This is a genomic window from Rhizobium sp. 18055 (assembly GCF_902706285.1).
In the GTDB taxonomy this organism is placed as follows: Bacteria; Pseudomonadota; Alphaproteobacteria; order Rhizobiales; family Rhizobiaceae; genus Rhizobium.
Map to the genome: position 1 here is coordinate 183,230 of NZ_CACSKD010000004.1, position 17,380 is coordinate 200,609.

Sequence of the window (17,380 nt, forward strand, 5' to 3'; positions counted from 1 at the left end):
TCACGTCGTGCCCGACGCGGTCGCCCCGTAATCTCCTACAGCAGCATCGAAGCGCCACGATCGAGATATGTGTCGAGAAACTGCTCCAGCCGCGGATTGCGCGGCTTCCTGAAGACATCCTGAGGCGGGCCCGAGAAAATCAGCTTGCCGTGATCGAGGAAGTTGATCTGCTGGCCGACGGTGGCGGCAAAGCCAATCTCGTGGGAGACGACCACCATCGTCATGCCTTCGGCGGCGAGGTCACGCATGACGTTCAGAACCTCGCCGGTCAGTTCCGGGTCGAGCGACGAGGTGGGTTCGTCGAAAAGCATGATCTTCGGTTTCAACGCGAGCGCCCGGGCAATCGCCACGCGCTGCTGCTGCCCGCCGGAAAGCTGCGACGGATAATGCCCGGCCCGGCTTTCCAGCCCGACCTTGACGAGCTGCGCCATCGCCTGCTCTTCGGCCTGCTTGCGGCTCATCTTCTGCACCATTTTCAGGGCTTCGCTGACATTACCGAGCGCCGTCATATGCGGCCAGAGATTGAACTGCTGAAAGACCATGCCGATCTGCGCACGGATCGCCCGATTGGCCGATGCCGATATGCGCTCGCGGACCCCTTGCGCATTCTCGGTGAAGCCGAGAACTTCGCCATTGACGGTGATCGTGCCCGATGTGGCTTCCTCGAGAAAGGCCATGCAGCGCAGCAGCGTGCTCTTGCCCGAGCCCGATGGTCCGATCAGGCACGAGACCTGGCCCTGCGGGATCTCCAGGTCGATGCCGTGAAGAACGGTGGTGTCGCCGAATTTCTTGACGAGATTTTTGACTGCGATCGCGGGAAGGCTCATGCGCTGAAAAACCTGAATCGTGTGAGTTTCGTTTCGACGAGATGGCCAAGCCGGCCGGTGATCTCGACAAGGACCCAATAAAACAGCGCCAGCACCGATAGCGCTTCAACGAAGGCGTATTGCTGTGCGCCGATAGCGCTCAGTGTTGCCGTCAGTTCGGGCACCGTGATGATCGATAGAACCGCCGTTTCCTTCATCAGCAGAACCGCCATGTTGAGCGATGGCGGCAGCACCAGCATCGTCATTTCGGGCAGCAGGATGCGCCGGATGATCTGGCCCTGCGTCATGCCCACGCATTCGCCGGCCTCGATATGGCCTTTGGGCACAGCCAGAAAGCCGGAGCGAAAGATCTCGCTATAGTAAGCTGCACCGTAGATCGAGATACCGATCAGGCCCGCGGGTATCGGATCGAGCGACAGGCCGATGAACGGGCCGCCGTAATAGACAAGAAAGATCTGGATCAGAAAAGGCGTGCCGCGCAGGATGGCGACGGCAAAACCGAGCACATAGTCGAGCAGCATGCCGCCGAAGCGTCTGCCGACGGCGACAAGGAAGCCGATGACGACGGCTGCGAGCGTGCCGAAGATCCAGGTCAGCAGCGTGACACCGGCACCGCTGAGGATGGCCGACATCTGGTCGAGAATGACGTTGATGTCGAATGTCATCGCGGAACTCCCGGAAGGGAGCGCTCGATCAGGCCGCCCGCAAGCGCCACGATCCAGTTGATCACCAGATAGATAAGACCGGCAGCTGCAAAGATCTGCAGCGGCAGGAAGGTGCTGCCGGCGAGATCCTGGGCCATGCGCGTCAATTCGATGATGCCGACGACGGAGATCAGCGATGACGACTTGAGAATGAGGATGGCTTCGTTGACCAGCGCCGGGAAGGTCAGCCTGAGCGCGATCGGCGCCTTGATGCGCCGGAAGATCTGGCCCGGTGTCATGCCGACCATCTCGGCCGATTCAATCAGACCGAGCGGTACGCTGGCAAAGCCGCCGCGAAGGTTTTCGGCCTGATAGGCAGCGGTGCAAAGCGAGAGACCGGCAATTGCCGCCACGATGCTCGGCACGTTCAAGCCGATGGCTGGCAGCATGTTGTAGATCAGCAGCAGTTGGACGAGCAGGGGTACGCCGCGAAAGAAGCTGATGAAAATCTGGGCAGGGAGAACAAAAACTGTCTTCTTCGACAGCAGCATGCCCGAGAGCGTGATGGCAATCGCGAAGCCGATCAGGATCGATATGACGCTGATCGTCACCGTGTAGATCGATGCCTGCAGAAGCAATTCGAAGAGTTTTAGGGACATGTGTGGCTGTTGCCCGTCTGGCGCTCACAAAACCTGATTGCGCCCCAGCATTGCTGGAGCGCAACCGATCACTAATGTCTGAAAATCAGAATGCCGGGTCTTTGACAGCGTCAGGGGTTTCGAACGATGCGCCGAACCACTTCTTCTGCAGCTCGGCCATGCGGCCGTCAGCCTTGATCTTCAGCAGGGCGCCATCGATCGCGTCCATCAGCGGTGCATGATCGGCATCCTTGAGGCCGATGAAGCCGAAGTAGGACTTCTTGCCGAAAGGCGGCAGGACGACTTCGAACGTGCCTTCACGCTGCTTGGCGACGAAAGCGATGTTCGGCAGCGAATTGGCAACGCCAGCGATACGGCCGGCAGCGAGGTCGGCGTAGGATTCGGTGAAGGCTGGGTATTCGCGAATATCGACCTTGGTCGGCAGCGTGTCGGAGAATTCCTTCAACTGATCGAGCTGCGATGTTGCCTTGCCGACGCCAATCTTCTTGCCGGCCATGTCTTCAGGCTTGCTGATCGTCGCGTCGCCAGCCTTTTTCAGGATCGCGATGGTTGCTTCCGCGATCGGCGGGGTGAAACGATAGCGCTCCATGCGCTTCTTGGTGATCGTTGCAGGGCCGGCAACGACGTCGAACTTGCCAGCTTCCAGGGCCGGGAACACGCCATCCCAAGGGAGCGCGACCCACTCGATCTTGACGCCGAGCTCCTTGCCGATTTCGGCGAAGAGATCGACGTTCAGGCCGGCATGCTCGCCAGCATCGATGAAATCGAACGGCGCAAAGGCGGTTTCCGTACCGACCTTGAGCGTGCCGGCGGCCTTGACTGCGGCAAGCGTATCGGCGGCATGGGCCGACAGCGTCGCGCCGAGCAGGAACGCTGCGCCGACCAGGCCCTTAAGCAATGAGTTTGCGATCATGATCTTCATCTCTCCAGTTTTCACTCCCCAGCGGAGGAGTTCGAGTTCCCGACTTTTTAAGTCCATTAAGCGAATTTCTCTGATCCGCTTTTGACTATACAAATAGATATAGGCTGGCCTAGTGTGTCAACGTCAAAGTCTATGAACGCAAATTTTGTGCCGGACGAGCGGATTGGGGCAGGGGACCATGACGGGATCGGTGCCGGAGGATTTAAGTATGTCGCTGGCAAGAGGTGGCGCCTTGGGGCCGATTCATCAAAGAATTTTCAACGACATAGAGGCCAGGATCATCAGCGGTGACTGGCGACCTGGCGACCGGATACCCAATGAGCACGATCTGGTGGAGCAGTATCAATGCTCGCGCATGACCGTCAGCAAGGCGCTGTCCATCCTGGTCGAGCGCGGGCTGATCGTGCGCAAGCGCAGGGCAGGTTCCTTCGTTGCATCGCCGCAGATCGACCGTACAGTGATGGATATCCAGGACATCAGCACCGAAGCGGCGCTTGCTGGCTACGAGCACCGTTACGAGATACTGGCACGCAGCATCGACACGCTCGGATCAGCCGAAGCCGGGCAATTGCGAGCGCCTGCCGGTGCCGAGGTGCTGAGAATCCAGTGCCTGCACATTGTCGATGGAAAGCCGATCGCGATCGAGCGGCGGCTGATCCTGCTCGAGACCGTACCGCTTGCCAGGCATGAGACGTTTTCAGCGATCCCGCCGTCGAAATGGCTGCTGTCGCAGGTGCCTTGGTCGAAGGCGCGGCACGTTATCCGGGCAGTGTCGGCCGATGCATCGACGGCACGGATGCTGCAGATCGAGCGCGGCGAGCCCTGCCTCAGCCTCATTCGCCAGACATGGCAGAACGAGCGGATGGTAACCCATGTGGAGATCACCCATCCCGGAGACCGGTTCCAGTTTGCAAGCACCTTCCAGCCGGCTGAAAAGCGGGCACGCCGCCAACCCTGACGAGGCCCGACCTTGACCGACGAGCAGCAATTCAGGGCTCTGCCGTTGAAAGCCCTGCAGGCATTCGAAGCCGTCGGCCGCTGCGGCAGCGTGACGGCTGCGGCCACCGAACTCAACGTATCGCCGGGCGCGATCAGCCAGCAGATCAGAAAGATCGAGAGCTTTCTCGGTGTGACACTTCTGGAGCGCAGCGGCCGCACCGCGGAGTTGACCGTCTGGGGCCGGCTCTATCACGGCGAAATCTCGAAGGGTTTCGAGCAGTTCGCCATTGCCGGACAGATGCTGGAGCGGGCCCGCAACGAAAATGCTCTGGTGCTGAGTGCCTTGTCCTCAGTGGTCAACAAATGGATCGGCAGGCGGATCTTCGACTGGCAGGCGCTGCATCCTGCCGCCCATGTCCGCGTGATCGGTCGCGACCGTGAGCCACGCATGGGCTTCGACGAGGTCGATTTTCGCGTCAGCTACGGGTCGGACGTGCTCCAGCACGATCAATATACGGAGTTGTTTCGTGACTGGGTGGTTCCGGCCTGCTCGCCGGCGCTGATAGCTGGGACCAGACCAACCGCGGCTGAGCTGCTGGGCTACCCGCTTCTGCATGTGGAATGGGAGAGGCACTTCACCCCCTATCCGCGCTGGTCGGAGTTTGCCGCCAAAGTTGGCGTCCAGCTGGAGGAGGCCGCGCCGGGGCTGTCCTTCACGCTGTCGAGCAGTGCCATCGATGCCGCTGTCAACAAGCGCGGTGTGGTGCTCGCCCAGATGTCGATGATCGCCGACGAGTTGGAAGCACAGACGCTGGTCATTCCTGTCGATATCAGGCTGCCGCTGCGCGAGAGCTATTTCCTCGCCTGGGATCGCTCGGCGCTGCAGAAAGCCTATGGGCCGGAGTTCAGAGACTGGATGATTGCGCTGTCGCGACAGCAGGCGCAGGTCTCGGCGCCATCAACTCTTTAGAAAAACTAAAACGGACGTCAGCTTCCTGATCTTGATCAAAAAAGTCGCGTGGCGTTAGCTTGCGCAATCGATGACGATCACGCACGGGAGACGATGATGGCGCGCAGCGACAAGATGAAACTGGGTACCTTCGTCTACACCTTCGGCTTTCATCCGGCCTCGTGGCTGCACCCGGCGAGCAACGTCAACGGTGCCAACGATTTCAGCCATCTTCTCGATGTCGCCAAGCGCTCGGAAGCGGCAAAGCTCGACTTCATGTTCCTGGCGGATTCGCCGGCGGCCGCAGTCGGCGATCCCGATGCATTGTCGCGCATTCCAACCAAGATGAACCGCTTCGAGCCGCTGTCGCTGCTCTCGGCTTTATCGGTGACGACCGAGAAGCTCGGTCTGGTGGCGACGGTCTCGACCAGCTATTACGAGCCGTTCAACGTCGCTCGCCTGTTTGCGTCGATCGATCACTTGAGCGGCGGCCGTGTCTGCTGGAATGTCGTGACCTCCGATCATGACGAGACCGGCTATAATTTCAATCGCGACGGTCTCGACCCCCATGCCGTGCGCTACGAGCGCGGCAACGAGTTCGTCGATGTCGTGTTCGGGCTCTGGGACAGTTTCGAGGAAGGCGCGCTGCTGCTCGATCGCGAAAGCGGCGTCTATTATGACAAGACCAAGCACCACACGCTCAATCACAAGGGCAAGCATTTCCAGGTGCGCGGACCGCTCAACATCGCCCGCTCGCCGCAGGGACGGCCGATCATTGCCCAGGCGGGCGGCTCCGAGCCTGGCATGGACATGGCAGCCCGCACTGCTGAAATCGTCTTCAGCCTCGCCTCCAACATCGACAGGAACCGCGCCTTCTACCAGAACGTCAAGGCCCGCATGCCCGCCTATGGTCGCAATCCTGACGACCTGAAGATCATGCCCGGCGTTGTGCTGAATGTCGGCGAGACCGAAGCGGAGGCGAAAGCCAAGGTCGACTACCTGATCGACAAGATGCACCCTGATGTCGGGCGGCTGATGCTGTCCGAATTTCTCGAGGCCGATCTGACCGGCGTCCCACTCGACAAGCCGTTTCCGATGGACCGGTTGCCGGAGGCGCCAAAGGGATCGCGGGCGCTGTTCGACGAACTCGTGGATTTCGTCAAGAGCGGTCGCACGGTCGGCGAGCTTGTCCGCCACTACGCGGAAAAGCACACCGGCAACGGCATCACCGGCACGCCGAACCAGATTGCCGACTTCATGGAAGAGTGGTTCGAGACCCGCGCGGCCGATGGCTTCATCCTGATGTTCCCGACACTGCCGGCCAGCCTCGACGACTTCGTCAAGCTGGTGCTTCCCGAATTGCGCCGCCGCGGGCTGTTCCGCGAGGAATACGAGGGATCGACCCTTCGCGAAAACCTCGGCCTGTCGATGCCCGGCAATCGCTTCGCGAAAAGCGTAGAGCAGGAGACAGACGATGTCCCACCGACCGATCGTTGACCAATCCGCGTTCAAGCTGTCGATGCGCCATCTGGCCGGCGCCGTCAGCGTGATCACCGTCGGCGAACATGCCGAGCGCACCGGCTTTACTGCCACCTCCGTCTCATCGCTGTCTGCCGACGTTCCCTCCGTCATTGTCAGCGTCAACCGAACCTCATCCTCCTGGCCCGCAGTCGATAAATACCGTCGCTTCTGCGTCAATGTGCTGGCCGCCGACCAGCAGCATGTGGCGCAGTCGTTCGCCGGGTTTGGCGGTCGCCGCGGCGTCGAGCGGTACGACGGTGCGCAATGGTATCAGTTGGCAACAGGCACGCCGGCGCTCGCCAACGCGTTGACCGTCCTCGACTGCGAGTTGGAGACGGTCCTCAACCATCATTCGCACGCCATCCTGATCGGCCGCGTCTGCGCGATCGAAACGCGGGAGGATGTGGAGCCGCTGCTTTATTGGCGCGGCGGCTACCGCCGGCTGTCGAGCGAAGCCGCCGTCTTCTGACGGGTTGGTGCCGACTAACGCCGGTGAGCAACCTGCCTGGCGATGACGCAGAGCAGCTCGAACATCATCGTTGCACCGGCCAGCGCCGTCATGCCGCCGAGATCGAAGGGCGGGGACACTTCAACAACATCGGCGCCGACGATGTTGACGCCCTCAAGCAGCCGGATCATCTGTTGCGCCTCCCGGGTGGTGAAGCCGCCAACCTCGGGCGTGCCGGTTCCCGGCGCCATCGACGGATCGATGCTGTCGATGTCGAAGCTCACATAAGCAGGCAGATCGCCGGCGATTTCACGCGCTTCCGCCATCACGTCTCTCGCGCCACGCTCGACGAACTCTTCCATGTAAATGACGCGCACACCCTGCGCTCTCGCCCAGTCGTGCTCGCTCGGATCATAGACCGAGCCGCGAATGCCGATCTGGACGATCCGCTTCGGATCGAGCAACCCCTCCTCGATCGCCCGGCGGAACGGGGTTCCGTGGGTGTAGGGGTTGTCGCCGAAGTAAGTGTCGTTGGTATCGGAGTGTGCGTCGAAGTGAATGAGACCGACGGGTCGGCTTTTTGCCACGGCGCGCAGAACCGGCAGCGTGGTCAGGTGGTCGCCGCCGACGGAAAGCGGAATGGCGCCGGCCGCAACAATCTCGGCCATCCCGGCTTCGATACGGGCGAGGCCGTCCATCAGGTTGATGGGGTTGACCGAGAGATCGCCGACGTCGGCGATGTTGGCGATGCTATAGGGCTCGGTGCCGGAAACATGATGGACCCGGCGCATCAGGCTCGACTGGCTGCGGACCTCCCTCGGCCCATGCCGCGCGCCTGCCCTGTTCGTCGTGCCGCCATCCCAGGGAATGCCGACCAGCGCAATGTCCAGACCTTGGACGGTGTTGGCGGTCGGCAGTCGCATGAAGGTGGCATGACCCGCGAAACGCGGAACCTCGGAAGCGTCGATCGGCTGGTTGTATGTTCCACTCATTGCTTTTTCCTGTCTGTTTCTTCGGTCTGTCGTAGGAAAGTGAAACAGCGATGTCACGCTGTTTCCGCCATCAACGGGCTGTCGAAAGCGCGATTGCGCGTCCTCAAAAACAGGCGACAGCTGCCCGACTTCACTGAAAGTTGAAAGGCCCCGATCTCCAGAGGCTCGCCGTCCCGAGGGACTATGTTACAGTTGCCCGACGGAAACGGCGCAGGGTGGCTCGATGCTGACAACACTTGCGGTGCTCATGAGCGTCTCGGGCGTGGCAGCGACAGTGCCGCAAGCGGGCGCCGACGAAGTCGATGTTGCGCTGGTACTCGCCGTCGATACGTCCCGATCGATGGACTACGAGGAAATAGGCATCCAGCGCGACGGCTATGTCGAAGCGCTGAAGCACGCGGAATTTCTGGATGCCGTCAAGAATGGTCTCAGCGGTCGCATTGCTGTCAGTTACTTCGAATGGGCAGGCAGTGTGGTGCCGGATTCCGTCATCGATTGGCAGGTGATCGAAACGGAGCAGGATGCGATCGATTTTGCCAACAAGCTCGAGGCCAGGCCTATGAGCACGCAGCGCCGGACATCGATATCCACCGCCGTCGCCCAAGGCGCCAGCATGATCGCGTCCAGTCCCTACAGCGGCAGGCGCAAGGTCATCGACATTTCCGGCGATGGGCCGAACAATTCCGGTGATCCGGTCATACCCGTCAGAGACAAGGCGGTAGAGGCAGGCCTCGTCATCAACGGTTTGGCGATCATGCTCCGGCCGTCGGATGCACCGAGCGGCCTCGATGCCTATTATTCCGATTGCGTCATCGGTGGTCCCGGCGCCTTTGTCCTGCCGGTCCACAGGATCGAGGATTTTGCCGTCGCCGTGCGCCGCAAGCTGGTGCTGGAGATCAGCGGCCTCACGCCACCGGCGACAATGCAAAGAATTGCCGACAGCCAGCCGAAGAGCGATTGCCTCATCGGCGAGAAGCAGTGGCAGAACCTGTTCGACCGCTGACATGGTTCCGGTTTCTGTTGCGCTTTCCGTGTTGTTCATGGCGCGGGCGAGGCGTCTTTGGGGAGGGGCTTTAGCCGGTCTTCAGCTGTGCGATGGCAAGCAGCGTATCTGCGCTGATTGCCGATGAAGCGCTCAGGATAGAAAGCGCGGGAGAGCTGCTGGTCGAATTGTTGGCGACGTCGTACATTGCGGCGAAGCGCTTGATCATGTCTTCGACTTTGTCCGGATCCGAAAGGTCGTCGAGATCGATGTAATTCTCGACCATCTCCGCCTGCTTATCGACGTCCATGTTCGACACTGAACTGGAGATGCTGAAGCTGGTGGTGAAGAACTCGAACAGCGCGCTGTCGCCCAGAATGTCATAGGCGTTGGAGATTTCCGGCGCCATGCGCTGGAAGTAGAGCGCCAGGCGCACGCCCGTGTTCGAGTCGCCCTGATCGCCCTCCAGTGTCTGGCGGACATAGTCGTTGATCGTCTCGAGCACGTCGCCACGTTGTTGCAGGGTGCCAGTCGGATCTTTGGAAATGGCGCCGTCCGTGTCGAAATTGAAAGCGCCGACAAGTTCGGCAAGGCGATAGTCGTCGAGCTTGTTGACGTAGCTGTCCGCGTCATCGGGATCGGAGGCGAACATCTTCGAAAGCTCTGTCGAGGTGACATCATCGGGATCGATGCCCTTTGCCTCGAGCGCAAACTGCACCAACCGATCGTCGCCGAGAAACTCGTCGACCGATTTGATCGTTGCCATCTGCGCGCGAAAATAGGTGATCTCTTCGTCCGCCGCATCGCTGGCTTCGGTCTGCTCGGTGCCCGAGAGATGGCGGATCTTGTCCTGTTTGTAGTCGGCTGCGTAATCGTCGATGACGGATTCCGACATGGCCTGTAGCGGCACGGTCACCTCGCCATCGTCGCCGAAGTTGAAGGCATCGCGAAAGGCCTCGAAGCGATCGTCCTTGAGGCTGTTGACGTAGCTCTTCGGGTCGGTCGGATCGCTTTCAAGAACCTTCTTGAGTTCGCTTTTCGAAACGCTGCTCGGCTCTATTCCATAGGATCGAAGCGCCATTTCCCACAATTCGGGCTGCTCGTCATTGTCGCTATCGTCGTCGTCCGTGTTGGATTGCAGAAAGTCGTCAATCGACGTTACAGTCGCCATCCGTGTCGTATAGTTTTCGACGGCGGCGTCCGTCGTGCTGTTGGCGACCAAAGTCGGATAGTTGGTGGCAAAAGCTGCAACCGTCAGTGCGCTCTGGTCCGAAGTCTGTGTCGCGGTCCCTTCCGTCAGGGTTCCGTCATCGTTGAAATTGAAGGCGTCGTGCAGGTCGGACAAGCCGATGGCCGATGCCGTCGTCGCACTCTTCAGTGACGCCGAAATGAAGCTGTCAGCGTCGTCGTCCGAGAGACCATAGGCTGTCCTGAGATAGGAGACGAGCTTGTCGTCCTCCATCAACTCGGTGACCGACGTGATGTTCTGGATCTCCGTGGAGAAGTAGGCGGTGTAGCTGTCGCCAATATCGGATGTCGCGAATGTCGAGACGCTGAGCGCATAGGCATTGGAGACCTGCGTCATCTGATCGTCGGACATGGCTTCGCCGTCGGTGGACCCGTCCGTATTGAAGCTGAACGCCTTTGCCAGTTTCAGATAGACGTCGTCGTCAAGCTGATTGGCGAAGCTATCGGGATCGTCGAGGTCGCTGGTCAGAACGCTTTTGAGGAAGCTGGTGGATGTGTAATCCGTGCTGAGGCCGAAGGCCGTGAGGGCGAAGTTTTTCAATCGTGAATTGGACAGGAAGCTGTCGACCGACGTTACCGACTGGATGTTGCCCTGGAAATAATCGGTCTCATCCTCGATTGCGGTTGTCTCGGCATCGAACGAGGCTTCGTATCCGTCGAGCAATGCGGTTTGCTGCGTGTCGGACTGCGCCGTGGCCGTCTCGCCCGAGAACTTGTAGGCGGCGGCGAACTCAGTATAGCGGGTATCGCTCAGGCTGTTGGCAAAGCTGGCTGAATCGCTGAGATCGCTCTCCAGCACCTTCTTCATGAAGGCCTTGGCGTAGGTCATGTCTTCGAGGCCGTAGGCCTTCATGGCGTAGGAATAGAGCTTGTAGTCGCTCATGAAGTCATCGACCGACGTCACCTTGCCGATGTTTTCCTTGTAGTAGGTGCTGTCGCGAGAAACAGTCGCCTGAGAGGCCACGGTCATCAGGCTGTTGTTCAGGTTTCGCGTGATCGAGAGGTAGCCGACATAGGTGGAAACCATCGTCTGTTCCCTTGCATGAGCGCATCAGTCCGCGCGACAGCCAGGCGGCAGACACGGGTCAAGAGCTGAGGTTGGTTTGATGTCTTGCGCCATTCATGGCGATGCGCAGCCGTTCACATGCGGCCGAATCAACTTATAGAACTATAAGGTTCTATAATTGTGTTGATGATGAATTGGAAGGGTAAAATCCACAGTGAGCCGACGAGGCGTCAGGCTGCGCCAACGCCCCTGGCAAATATGGCAATGCAGCGGCTGAGATGGTCGAGCCGTGTGGCGCGATCGGGCCATGCCTGCTCGCGTCCTTCCGGCGGCCCCATCCCGCCGAAGACCATGTCCATGATCATGCGAGCGCCACTGGCGGGATCGTCGAGCGAAATTCGGCCTTCCGCCCTGCGGTCGCTGAGCCAATCGGTCAAATGCTGGCGGCTGGCGAGCATGCCTTCGCGATTGAGGATATCGATCAACTCCGGAAACTGCCCAGCTTCGCGGAAGACCAGCTGAAGGAAGCCGGCGCGCTCGGCATCCGTCTCTTCGTCGATGTCGATCATGAAGATGCGCTCGAGGCTTTCGGCGATCGAAACGTCTTCGCGCTCACGCGGCAGGTCGAGCATCAAGCGGCGATGGGCGCTGACGGTGGCCGCGAAAAGCGCTTCCTTGCTCTCGAACAATCTGTAGAGGGTTTGCTTCGACACACCTGCCTCAACGGCGACGACCGCGGTCGTGCTGCCGGCATAGCCGTACTTCAGGAAAATGCGACGTGCTTTCTCAACGATGTGCGCCCGCTTGTCGTCGTCACTTGAGACTTTCGGCCGACCTCTCTTGCGGGGCTCGTCTGCAGGCTTGTCGATCACATTCATCGCGGGTCCGGACCTGCCTTGTCGAATCGCGGGCTGAGGACCGCAAAAAGTAAACTACCACTTCTGAGGGAGAAGTTTTTCGGTTGCGGCATTAACGATTCGGATTTAGAGAACCAGTGAGTTCTGTAATGCGTTGCACCGAAGCCCCTTCTCATTGGAGCGCGTATGACCACCATCTCAGCCACAACGTCCACATCAGCCTATTCTTATACCAAAAGCACAAGCAGCGCCTCTAGCGATATTTCAAGCTGTATTACGGTTCCCGCACAAAAAGCAACCACAACCGATCAGACCGACGATGACACCTCCAGCAGTGCCGAGAAGCTGATGGCACAGCTGATGGCGCTGGCAATGAGCCAGTTCGCCAGTCAGTCCGGAGCCACGGACAGCCAGGGGAGCGACGACACGGACGGCGGCATTGCTGCGATGGACAGCGATGGCGACGGTATCGTCAGCAAGGCCGAGTTTGTCAGTGCGCGGCCGTCCGATGTGGCGGAAGATCAGGCCGGAGCGCTGTTTGACAGCTTCGACAGCGAAGGAGCCGGATCCCTGTCGGTCAGCGCCCTGTCCGAGGCGATGAGCGCCCAAGGCGGTCCGGGAGGCCCACCACCGGCTGCGGGAGACGATGACGATGACGACGATCAGATTGCGTCGTTGTTCAGCGAACTCGATGCCAATGGCGACGGTGTTGTGACGGCCGACGAATTCACATCCGCGATGTCATCGGATGCAAGCGAAAGCCAGACGAGCGATCTGTTCGCACTTCTCGATCGCGGCACGGTGTCTCAGAGCGAAAACGATCGGCCGCCGCCTCCGCCTCGGCCGGCAGATGATGCCAGCATCGAAGACGCCGCCTAGTCGGATCTTCGTTCGAGCCAACCCGGTTTCCAGTCGGGTTGCGCCTGAAACCTCAAGCTAGCCGCCCCGCAAGGCCGGCTAGCGATATTCCAACGCGCGGATGATCCGCAGCGCATATTCGCCAATGGATGGCCGCTCCAGACAATATGACGATCAACCGGTTTTCGGTGCCCTGGTGCCCGAACGCCCTGCGATGTCGCGCGCCCGGCTGCCGGGCCCGGAGCCCATCTTGCCATGGCATGTCCTCAAACGTCTCACACAGGATTGAGCCATGAGCATCTTTGGAAGCATGAAAACCGCCGTCTCCGGCATGAGCGCCCAGGCAAACCGACTGAGCACGGTTGCCGACAACATCGCCAACGTCAATACGACGGGCTACAAGTCCGTCTCCACGTCGTTCTCGTCGATGGTCTTGCCATCCTCATCCGGCAACTACAATTCGGGCGGCGTCGAGACCTCCGTGCGCCAGGCAATCTCTGCGCAGGGCGACATTTCCTATACGACGTCGGCTTACGATATGGCCATTTCAGGCGACGGTTTCTTCATCGTGGAAAGCGCAGATGGAACGCCGGTACTGACCCGCGCCGGCGACTTCTCCGTCGATAGCGACGGCAATCTCGTCAATGGCGCAGGTTTCACGCTGATGGGATATTCCTACGACAGCGGCGTGCCTGCAGTGGTCGTCAACGGTTTCGATGGGCTGGTGCCGGTCAACGTGGCGCAGTCGGGCTTGAGCGCCATTGCCTCCAGCAGCGCCTACTTCAGCGGCAACCTCGATTCCAGCGCCGAAGTCGTGACCGATGACACGACGCTTCCGAGCTCGAACGGCACTGACGTCACTGATGACACGAAGAAAATGTCGCTGGTGGCCTACGACAGCCTCGGTGGCACGGTCCAGTACGACTATTATTACACCAAAACAGGCGACATCACCGACGCAAACGGCGCCGTGACCGGCAGCACATGGGAGGTCGCGGTTTACCGCAACGCCGACGCGGCTGAAGGCAGCACGACGTCGTTTCCCTACTCGTCCGACGCTGTCAGCGTGGCATCGCTCAGCTTCGATGAGAACGGTCAGCTGACGTCGGCAACAGACACGGACATTGTCGATCCCGTCACGTCAAAAACGATCACGATGGACTATTCCGACTTCACGCAGCTCGCATCCGACTTCTCGGCAACGGGTACGGCTGACGGCCAGGCCGCCAGTTCGGTTAGCTCGGTCTCGATCGGGACGGATGGTGTCGTGTCGGTCGCTTATGCGAACGGAACGAGCAAGGCTCTTTACCAGATACCCCTGGCGACGGTCGCGAGCCCGGACAACCTCACTCTGCTCAGCGGCAATGTCTACAGCGCAAACGGTCAGTCCGGGGTCACCGTCACCGGCTTTCCGCAGAGCAACGGCCTTGGCTCCATTGAGTCCGGCGCGCTTGAAAGCTCGAACGTCGATCTCGCCAGCGAGTTGACGGAGATGATCGAGGCACAGCGCAGCTATACCGCGAATTCCAAGGTATTTCAGACCGGCTCAGACATCATGGATGTCTTGGTCAATCTCCAGCGATAACGGAGGGCGCAAACATGTCGCTCTCCTCCGCGCTGAACAACGTTCAGAGCATCTTCAGTACCACGGCATTGCAAAGCAACGTCGTATCAACAAACATCGCCAATGTCGGGAATGCCGACTACTCCAGGCGCGAGGCGTCGGTCACGACATCGCTGGCTGGTGCGCAAGTCGTCAGCATCAGTCGCGCCCAGGAAACCGCGCTGCTGTCCCAATATGTAAGCTCGACCTCCAAGGACAGTGCGCAGCAGACATTGCTGAGCGGGCTCGAGAGCCTGCAATCGCTGATGGGTGGCAACGACTACGAGACGTCGCCGAGCACCTATCTGTCGGCCTTCCAGGAGGCGCTGCAGACCTTCAGCACCACGCCGAGCAGCACGATCGCTGCGCAATCCGCCGTCACGGCGGCCCAGGATCTTGCCAACACGCTCAACACGGCAAGCGATGGTGTTCAATCGATACGGACAGAGGCCGATAGCGATATTGCCACGCAGGTTTCGTCGCTGAACACGCTGCTGTCGCAGTTCGAAACCGCCAACGACGCGGTGAAGCTGGCAACGGCGACGGGGACGGATACGTCCTCGGCACTCGACGAGCGCGAAAAGCTGCTGAAGCAGATTTCGTCGATCATTGGCGTCACGTCTGAGGTGCGTGGCAACAATGACATGGCGCTTTACACCTCCGATGGCACAGTCCTGTTCGACACCATACCCCGGACCGTCACATTCGTCGCGACGGCGACCTATACGGCGGGTACGCAGGGCAACGGCGTGTACGTAGACGGCGTGGCCCTTGATGCCGGCGAAGGATCAACGACCACGGCCGAAGGCAGCCTGCAGGCCCTTCTGCAACTGCGCGACGAGGTTGCGCCGACCTTCCAGGCGCAGCTCGACGAAATCGCCAAGGCGCTGGTCCAGACATTTTCCGAGACCGACGGCACGACGAGCGCGGCTGGTCTGTTCGTCTGGACAACCGCATCAGGGGTGGCCGGCGACACGCCGAGCTCCTCGGATGATGTGACCGGCATCGCCTCGACGATCTCGGTCAATTCTGCCGTGGTCACCACCGAGGGCGGTGATCCGATGAAACTACGTGACGGCACCATCAGCGGCATCACCGATCTCAATGCCTCCGACAGTAGCGGCTTCTCCGACAATCTCGATAGCCTTTACGAGGCTCTGTCGGCAAAGCGCGACTTTTCCTCGGATGCGGGTCTGTCCACCGAGCAGAGCCTTGTGGACTACGCGAGCTCGTCGATCGGCTGGCTCGAGCAGTATCGAAGCGATGCGACGACCTCGTCCGAAAATACGACCGCCGCGTTGTCGCGGTCGAGTGAAGCCTACTCAAACGAGACAGGCGTCAGTCTCGATGAGGAGCTGACGCTCCTCCTCGACATCGAGCAATCCTACAAGGCGGCGACCAAGATGCTGAATGCCATCGACGAGATGCTTCAGTCGCTGCTTGATATAGCGAGCTAGCCATGAAAGCGTCCTTCGTCTCGTCCTCCGCAATGCAAGCCACACTGCGGCTCACCGTCAGCCAGGCTCAGAGCAAGCTGATAGAGGCCTCCACCGAGGCAACCACCGGCACCTATGCCGACATCGGCGTTTCCCTTGGTTCCGGTGCGGCCAAGTCCGTCAGTTTGACGAGCGCCATTAGTCAGGCGGCCGCGTTTCAAGCAAGCAATGCCGTTGTTTCATTGCGCATGGATGCCTCTCAGACTGCGCTTGCCAGCATGCAGGACGCCGGTGACAGCCTTGTTTCCAACCTGACAGCGCTCCAGTCCAGCCAGGATTCGACCAGCGTCGCGGTCGCACTGCAGGCAGCGACCGACACGCTCTCGCAGCTGGTCTCGACGAGCAATACTGCCGTCAACGGCGAGTTTCTGTTTGGCGGGACGAACGTCGACAGCCAGCCGTTGACGGATCAATCCGCGGCGGTCTCGGATACCATTGTCACAGCGCTCGGCGACTATGCGACCAGCCTCGGAAAGCAAGTCAACGAACTGACAGGCGACGAGATCGGCAGCTTCATCACCGATACCGTTGAACCGATGTTTTCCGAAAGCGCCTGGACCGATCCCACCAGCGGCTGGTCGACGGCCTCCAGCACAGACATGACCAGCCGGATCAGCGGATCGGAAACCGTCACGTCGTCAACCAATGCCAACTCGGAGGGCATGCGCTACCTGGCGCTTGCATCGGTCGTGGTTTCGGCCCTGGTCGGGCAGGATATCGGAGCCGATGCCCAAAGTACCGTCGTGTCCCAGGCCATCACCTATGCGGCCAAGGGAACGTCCTCGCTGGTGACCCAGCAGAGCCAGCTCGGCCTCTCCCAGGAGCGGGTGGAAAAGGCAAATGATGCCTTGGACGCGCAGTCGAGCCTGCTTCAGGGCAGCCTTTCCGATCTGCAGGGTGTCGATGTCTATGACGCCTCGACACTCGTCAATCAGCTGCAATCCCAGTTGGAAACGGCTTATACGCTCGTCGCAAAATTGCAGAGCCTAAGCCTGGTCAACTATCTCTGATGGACCTGACATGACGGAATTCAAGCGGGTACAGGGGCCGGATCTCGTGGCACGGTTTGGCGCGGATTGCAGGGAGACGATATCGGAAATTGCCTTTACGTTGGCGTCCGGCATTATCGACACAATGCCATTCGCCGGTTGCAAACTTGACGAAAAGCAGGAGCGGGCCTGGCCAAGGTCCGGTATCTTCACGGATGACGGCGTGGAGATGAAGGGCATTCCATCGGAGATATACGATCTCTGTGAACTGCTGGCGTCGCACATCGAAAAGGGTGCCGAATTCGATGTCTTCCAGCTTTTCCACAAGATTGCCCGCATCGATCGCCTGTTTGATTGGAGCAAGGGAACCTTACAATTGCCGGTCGATGGACGCTGGCAAGATATTGAATAGGCGAGCAAAAATGCCACTGCCGGAAGGA

Annotated in this window: 17 protein-coding genes; 10 read left to right on the plus strand and 7 right to left on the minus strand. The window is 60.0% G+C overall.

The annotated features are described in order from the left end of the window. Positions 1 to 35 precede the first annotated feature (35 nt). The 4 genes from GVL52_RS09495 to GVL52_RS09510 form a co-directional block, all read right to left on the minus strand. Positions 36 to 827 carry an amino acid ABC transporter ATP-binding protein gene (locus GVL52_RS09495; RefSeq protein ID WP_160006187.1) on the minus strand — a complete coding sequence of 264 codons (792 nt, stop codon included), beginning with the start codon at positions 825 to 827 and terminating at the stop codon, positions 36 to 38. Further along, positions 824 to 1,492 carry an amino acid ABC transporter permease gene (locus GVL52_RS09500; protein WP_160006189.1) on the minus strand — a complete coding sequence of 223 codons (669 nt, stop codon included), beginning with the start codon at positions 1,490 to 1,492 and terminating at the stop codon, positions 824 to 826. The genes GVL52_RS09495 and GVL52_RS09500 overlap by 4 nt, the downstream gene beginning before the upstream one ends. Further along, on the minus strand, positions 1,489 to 2,130 hold the full coding sequence (locus GVL52_RS09505) for an amino acid ABC transporter permease (protein WP_160006191.1): 642 nt from the start codon (positions 2,128 to 2,130) through the stop codon (positions 1,489 to 1,491). The genes GVL52_RS09500 and GVL52_RS09505 overlap by 4 nt, the downstream gene beginning before the upstream one ends. An 85-nt stretch (positions 2,131 to 2,215) precedes the next feature. Next, positions 2,216 to 3,043, minus strand: a complete 828-nt coding sequence (locus tag GVL52_RS09510; protein ID WP_160006193.1) for a transporter substrate-binding domain-containing protein — start codon at positions 3,041 to 3,043, stop codon at positions 2,216 to 2,218. A gap of 241 nt (positions 3,044 to 3,284) precedes the next feature. Between GVL52_RS09510 and hutC the strand changes: the two genes are divergently transcribed. From hutC to GVL52_RS09530, 4 genes are all read left to right on the plus strand, one after another. After that, positions 3,285 to 4,010, plus strand: a complete 726-nt coding sequence (gene hutC, locus GVL52_RS09515) for a histidine utilization repressor (RefSeq protein WP_160006605.1) — start codon at positions 3,285 to 3,287, stop codon at positions 4,008 to 4,010. Positions 4,011 to 4,022: 12 nt separating this feature from the next. After that, on the plus strand, positions 4,023 to 4,961 hold the full coding sequence (locus GVL52_RS09520; protein WP_160006195.1) for a LysR family transcriptional regulator: 939 nt from the start codon (positions 4,023 to 4,025) through the stop codon (positions 4,959 to 4,961). Positions 4,962 to 5,057: 96 nt separating this feature from the next. Then, positions 5,058 to 6,437, plus strand: a complete 1,380-nt coding sequence (locus GVL52_RS09525) for an LLM class flavin-dependent oxidoreductase (protein ID WP_160006197.1) — start codon at positions 5,058 to 5,060, stop codon at positions 6,435 to 6,437. Continuing rightward, the gene (locus GVL52_RS09530; RefSeq protein WP_160006199.1) at positions 6,415 to 6,930 is read left to right on the plus strand and encodes a flavin reductase family protein; all 516 of its coding nucleotides are present in this window, start codon (positions 6,415 to 6,417) and stop codon (positions 6,928 to 6,930) included. The genes GVL52_RS09525 and GVL52_RS09530 overlap by 23 nt, the downstream gene beginning before the upstream one ends. 14 nt (positions 6,931 to 6,944) lie before the next feature. Here the strand turns inward: GVL52_RS09530 and speB are convergent, their stop codons facing one another. Then, the gene (speB, locus tag GVL52_RS09535) at positions 6,945 to 7,901 is read right to left on the minus strand and encodes an agmatinase (RefSeq protein ID WP_160006201.1); all 957 of its coding nucleotides are present in this window, start codon (positions 7,899 to 7,901) and stop codon (positions 6,945 to 6,947) included. Positions 7,902 to 8,124: 223 nt separating this feature from the next. On the opposite strand from speB, the gene GVL52_RS09540 reads away from it, so the two are divergent. Continuing rightward, the gene (locus GVL52_RS09540; RefSeq protein ID WP_160006203.1) at positions 8,125 to 8,904 is read left to right on the plus strand and encodes a DUF1194 domain-containing protein; all 780 of its coding nucleotides are present in this window, start codon (positions 8,125 to 8,127) and stop codon (positions 8,902 to 8,904) included. A 70-nt stretch (positions 8,905 to 8,974) separates the two neighbouring features. Here the strand turns inward: GVL52_RS09540 and GVL52_RS09545 are convergent, their stop codons facing one another. Both GVL52_RS09545 and GVL52_RS09550 read right to left on the minus strand, forming a co-directional pair. Next, the gene (locus GVL52_RS09545) at positions 8,975 to 11,158 is read right to left on the minus strand and encodes a DUF1217 domain-containing protein (RefSeq protein ID WP_160006205.1); all 2,184 of its coding nucleotides are present in this window, start codon (positions 11,156 to 11,158) and stop codon (positions 8,975 to 8,977) included. 209 nt (positions 11,159 to 11,367) lie between these two features. Then, positions 11,368 to 12,015 carry a TetR/AcrR family transcriptional regulator gene (locus tag GVL52_RS09550; protein ID WP_160006207.1) on the minus strand — a complete coding sequence of 216 codons (648 nt, stop codon included), beginning with the start codon at positions 12,013 to 12,015 and terminating at the stop codon, positions 11,368 to 11,370. A gap of 327 nt (positions 12,016 to 12,342) precedes the next feature. Here GVL52_RS09550 and GVL52_RS09555 point away from each other — a divergent pair, with 327 nt between their 5' ends. From GVL52_RS09555 to GVL52_RS09575, 5 genes are all read left to right on the plus strand, one after another. Then, positions 12,343 to 12,873, plus strand: a complete 531-nt coding sequence (locus GVL52_RS09555; protein ID WP_244619131.1) for an EF-hand domain-containing protein — start codon at positions 12,343 to 12,345, stop codon at positions 12,871 to 12,873. A gap of 271 nt (positions 12,874 to 13,144) precedes the next feature. Beyond that, positions 13,145 to 14,437, plus strand: a complete 1,293-nt coding sequence (locus GVL52_RS09560) for a flagellar hook protein FlgE (protein WP_160006211.1) — start codon at positions 13,145 to 13,147, stop codon at positions 14,435 to 14,437. Positions 14,438 to 14,451: 14 nt separating this feature from the next. Next, entirely contained in the window at positions 14,452 to 15,912 is a 1,461-nt protein-coding gene (flgK, locus tag GVL52_RS09565) for a flagellar hook-associated protein FlgK (protein WP_160006213.1), read from the plus strand. 2 nt (positions 15,913 to 15,914) lie between these two features. Beyond that, positions 15,915 to 16,961 carry a flagellar hook-associated family protein gene (locus tag GVL52_RS09570; protein ID WP_160006215.1) on the plus strand — a complete coding sequence of 349 codons (1,047 nt, stop codon included), beginning with the start codon at positions 15,915 to 15,917 and terminating at the stop codon, positions 16,959 to 16,961. Positions 16,962 to 16,971: 10 nt separating this feature from the next. Then, positions 16,972 to 17,352, plus strand: coding sequence for a hypothetical protein (locus GVL52_RS09575; RefSeq protein WP_160006217.1), 381 nt, complete (start codon positions 16,972 to 16,974; stop codon positions 17,350 to 17,352). Positions 17,353 to 17,380: the final 28 nt, after the last annotated feature.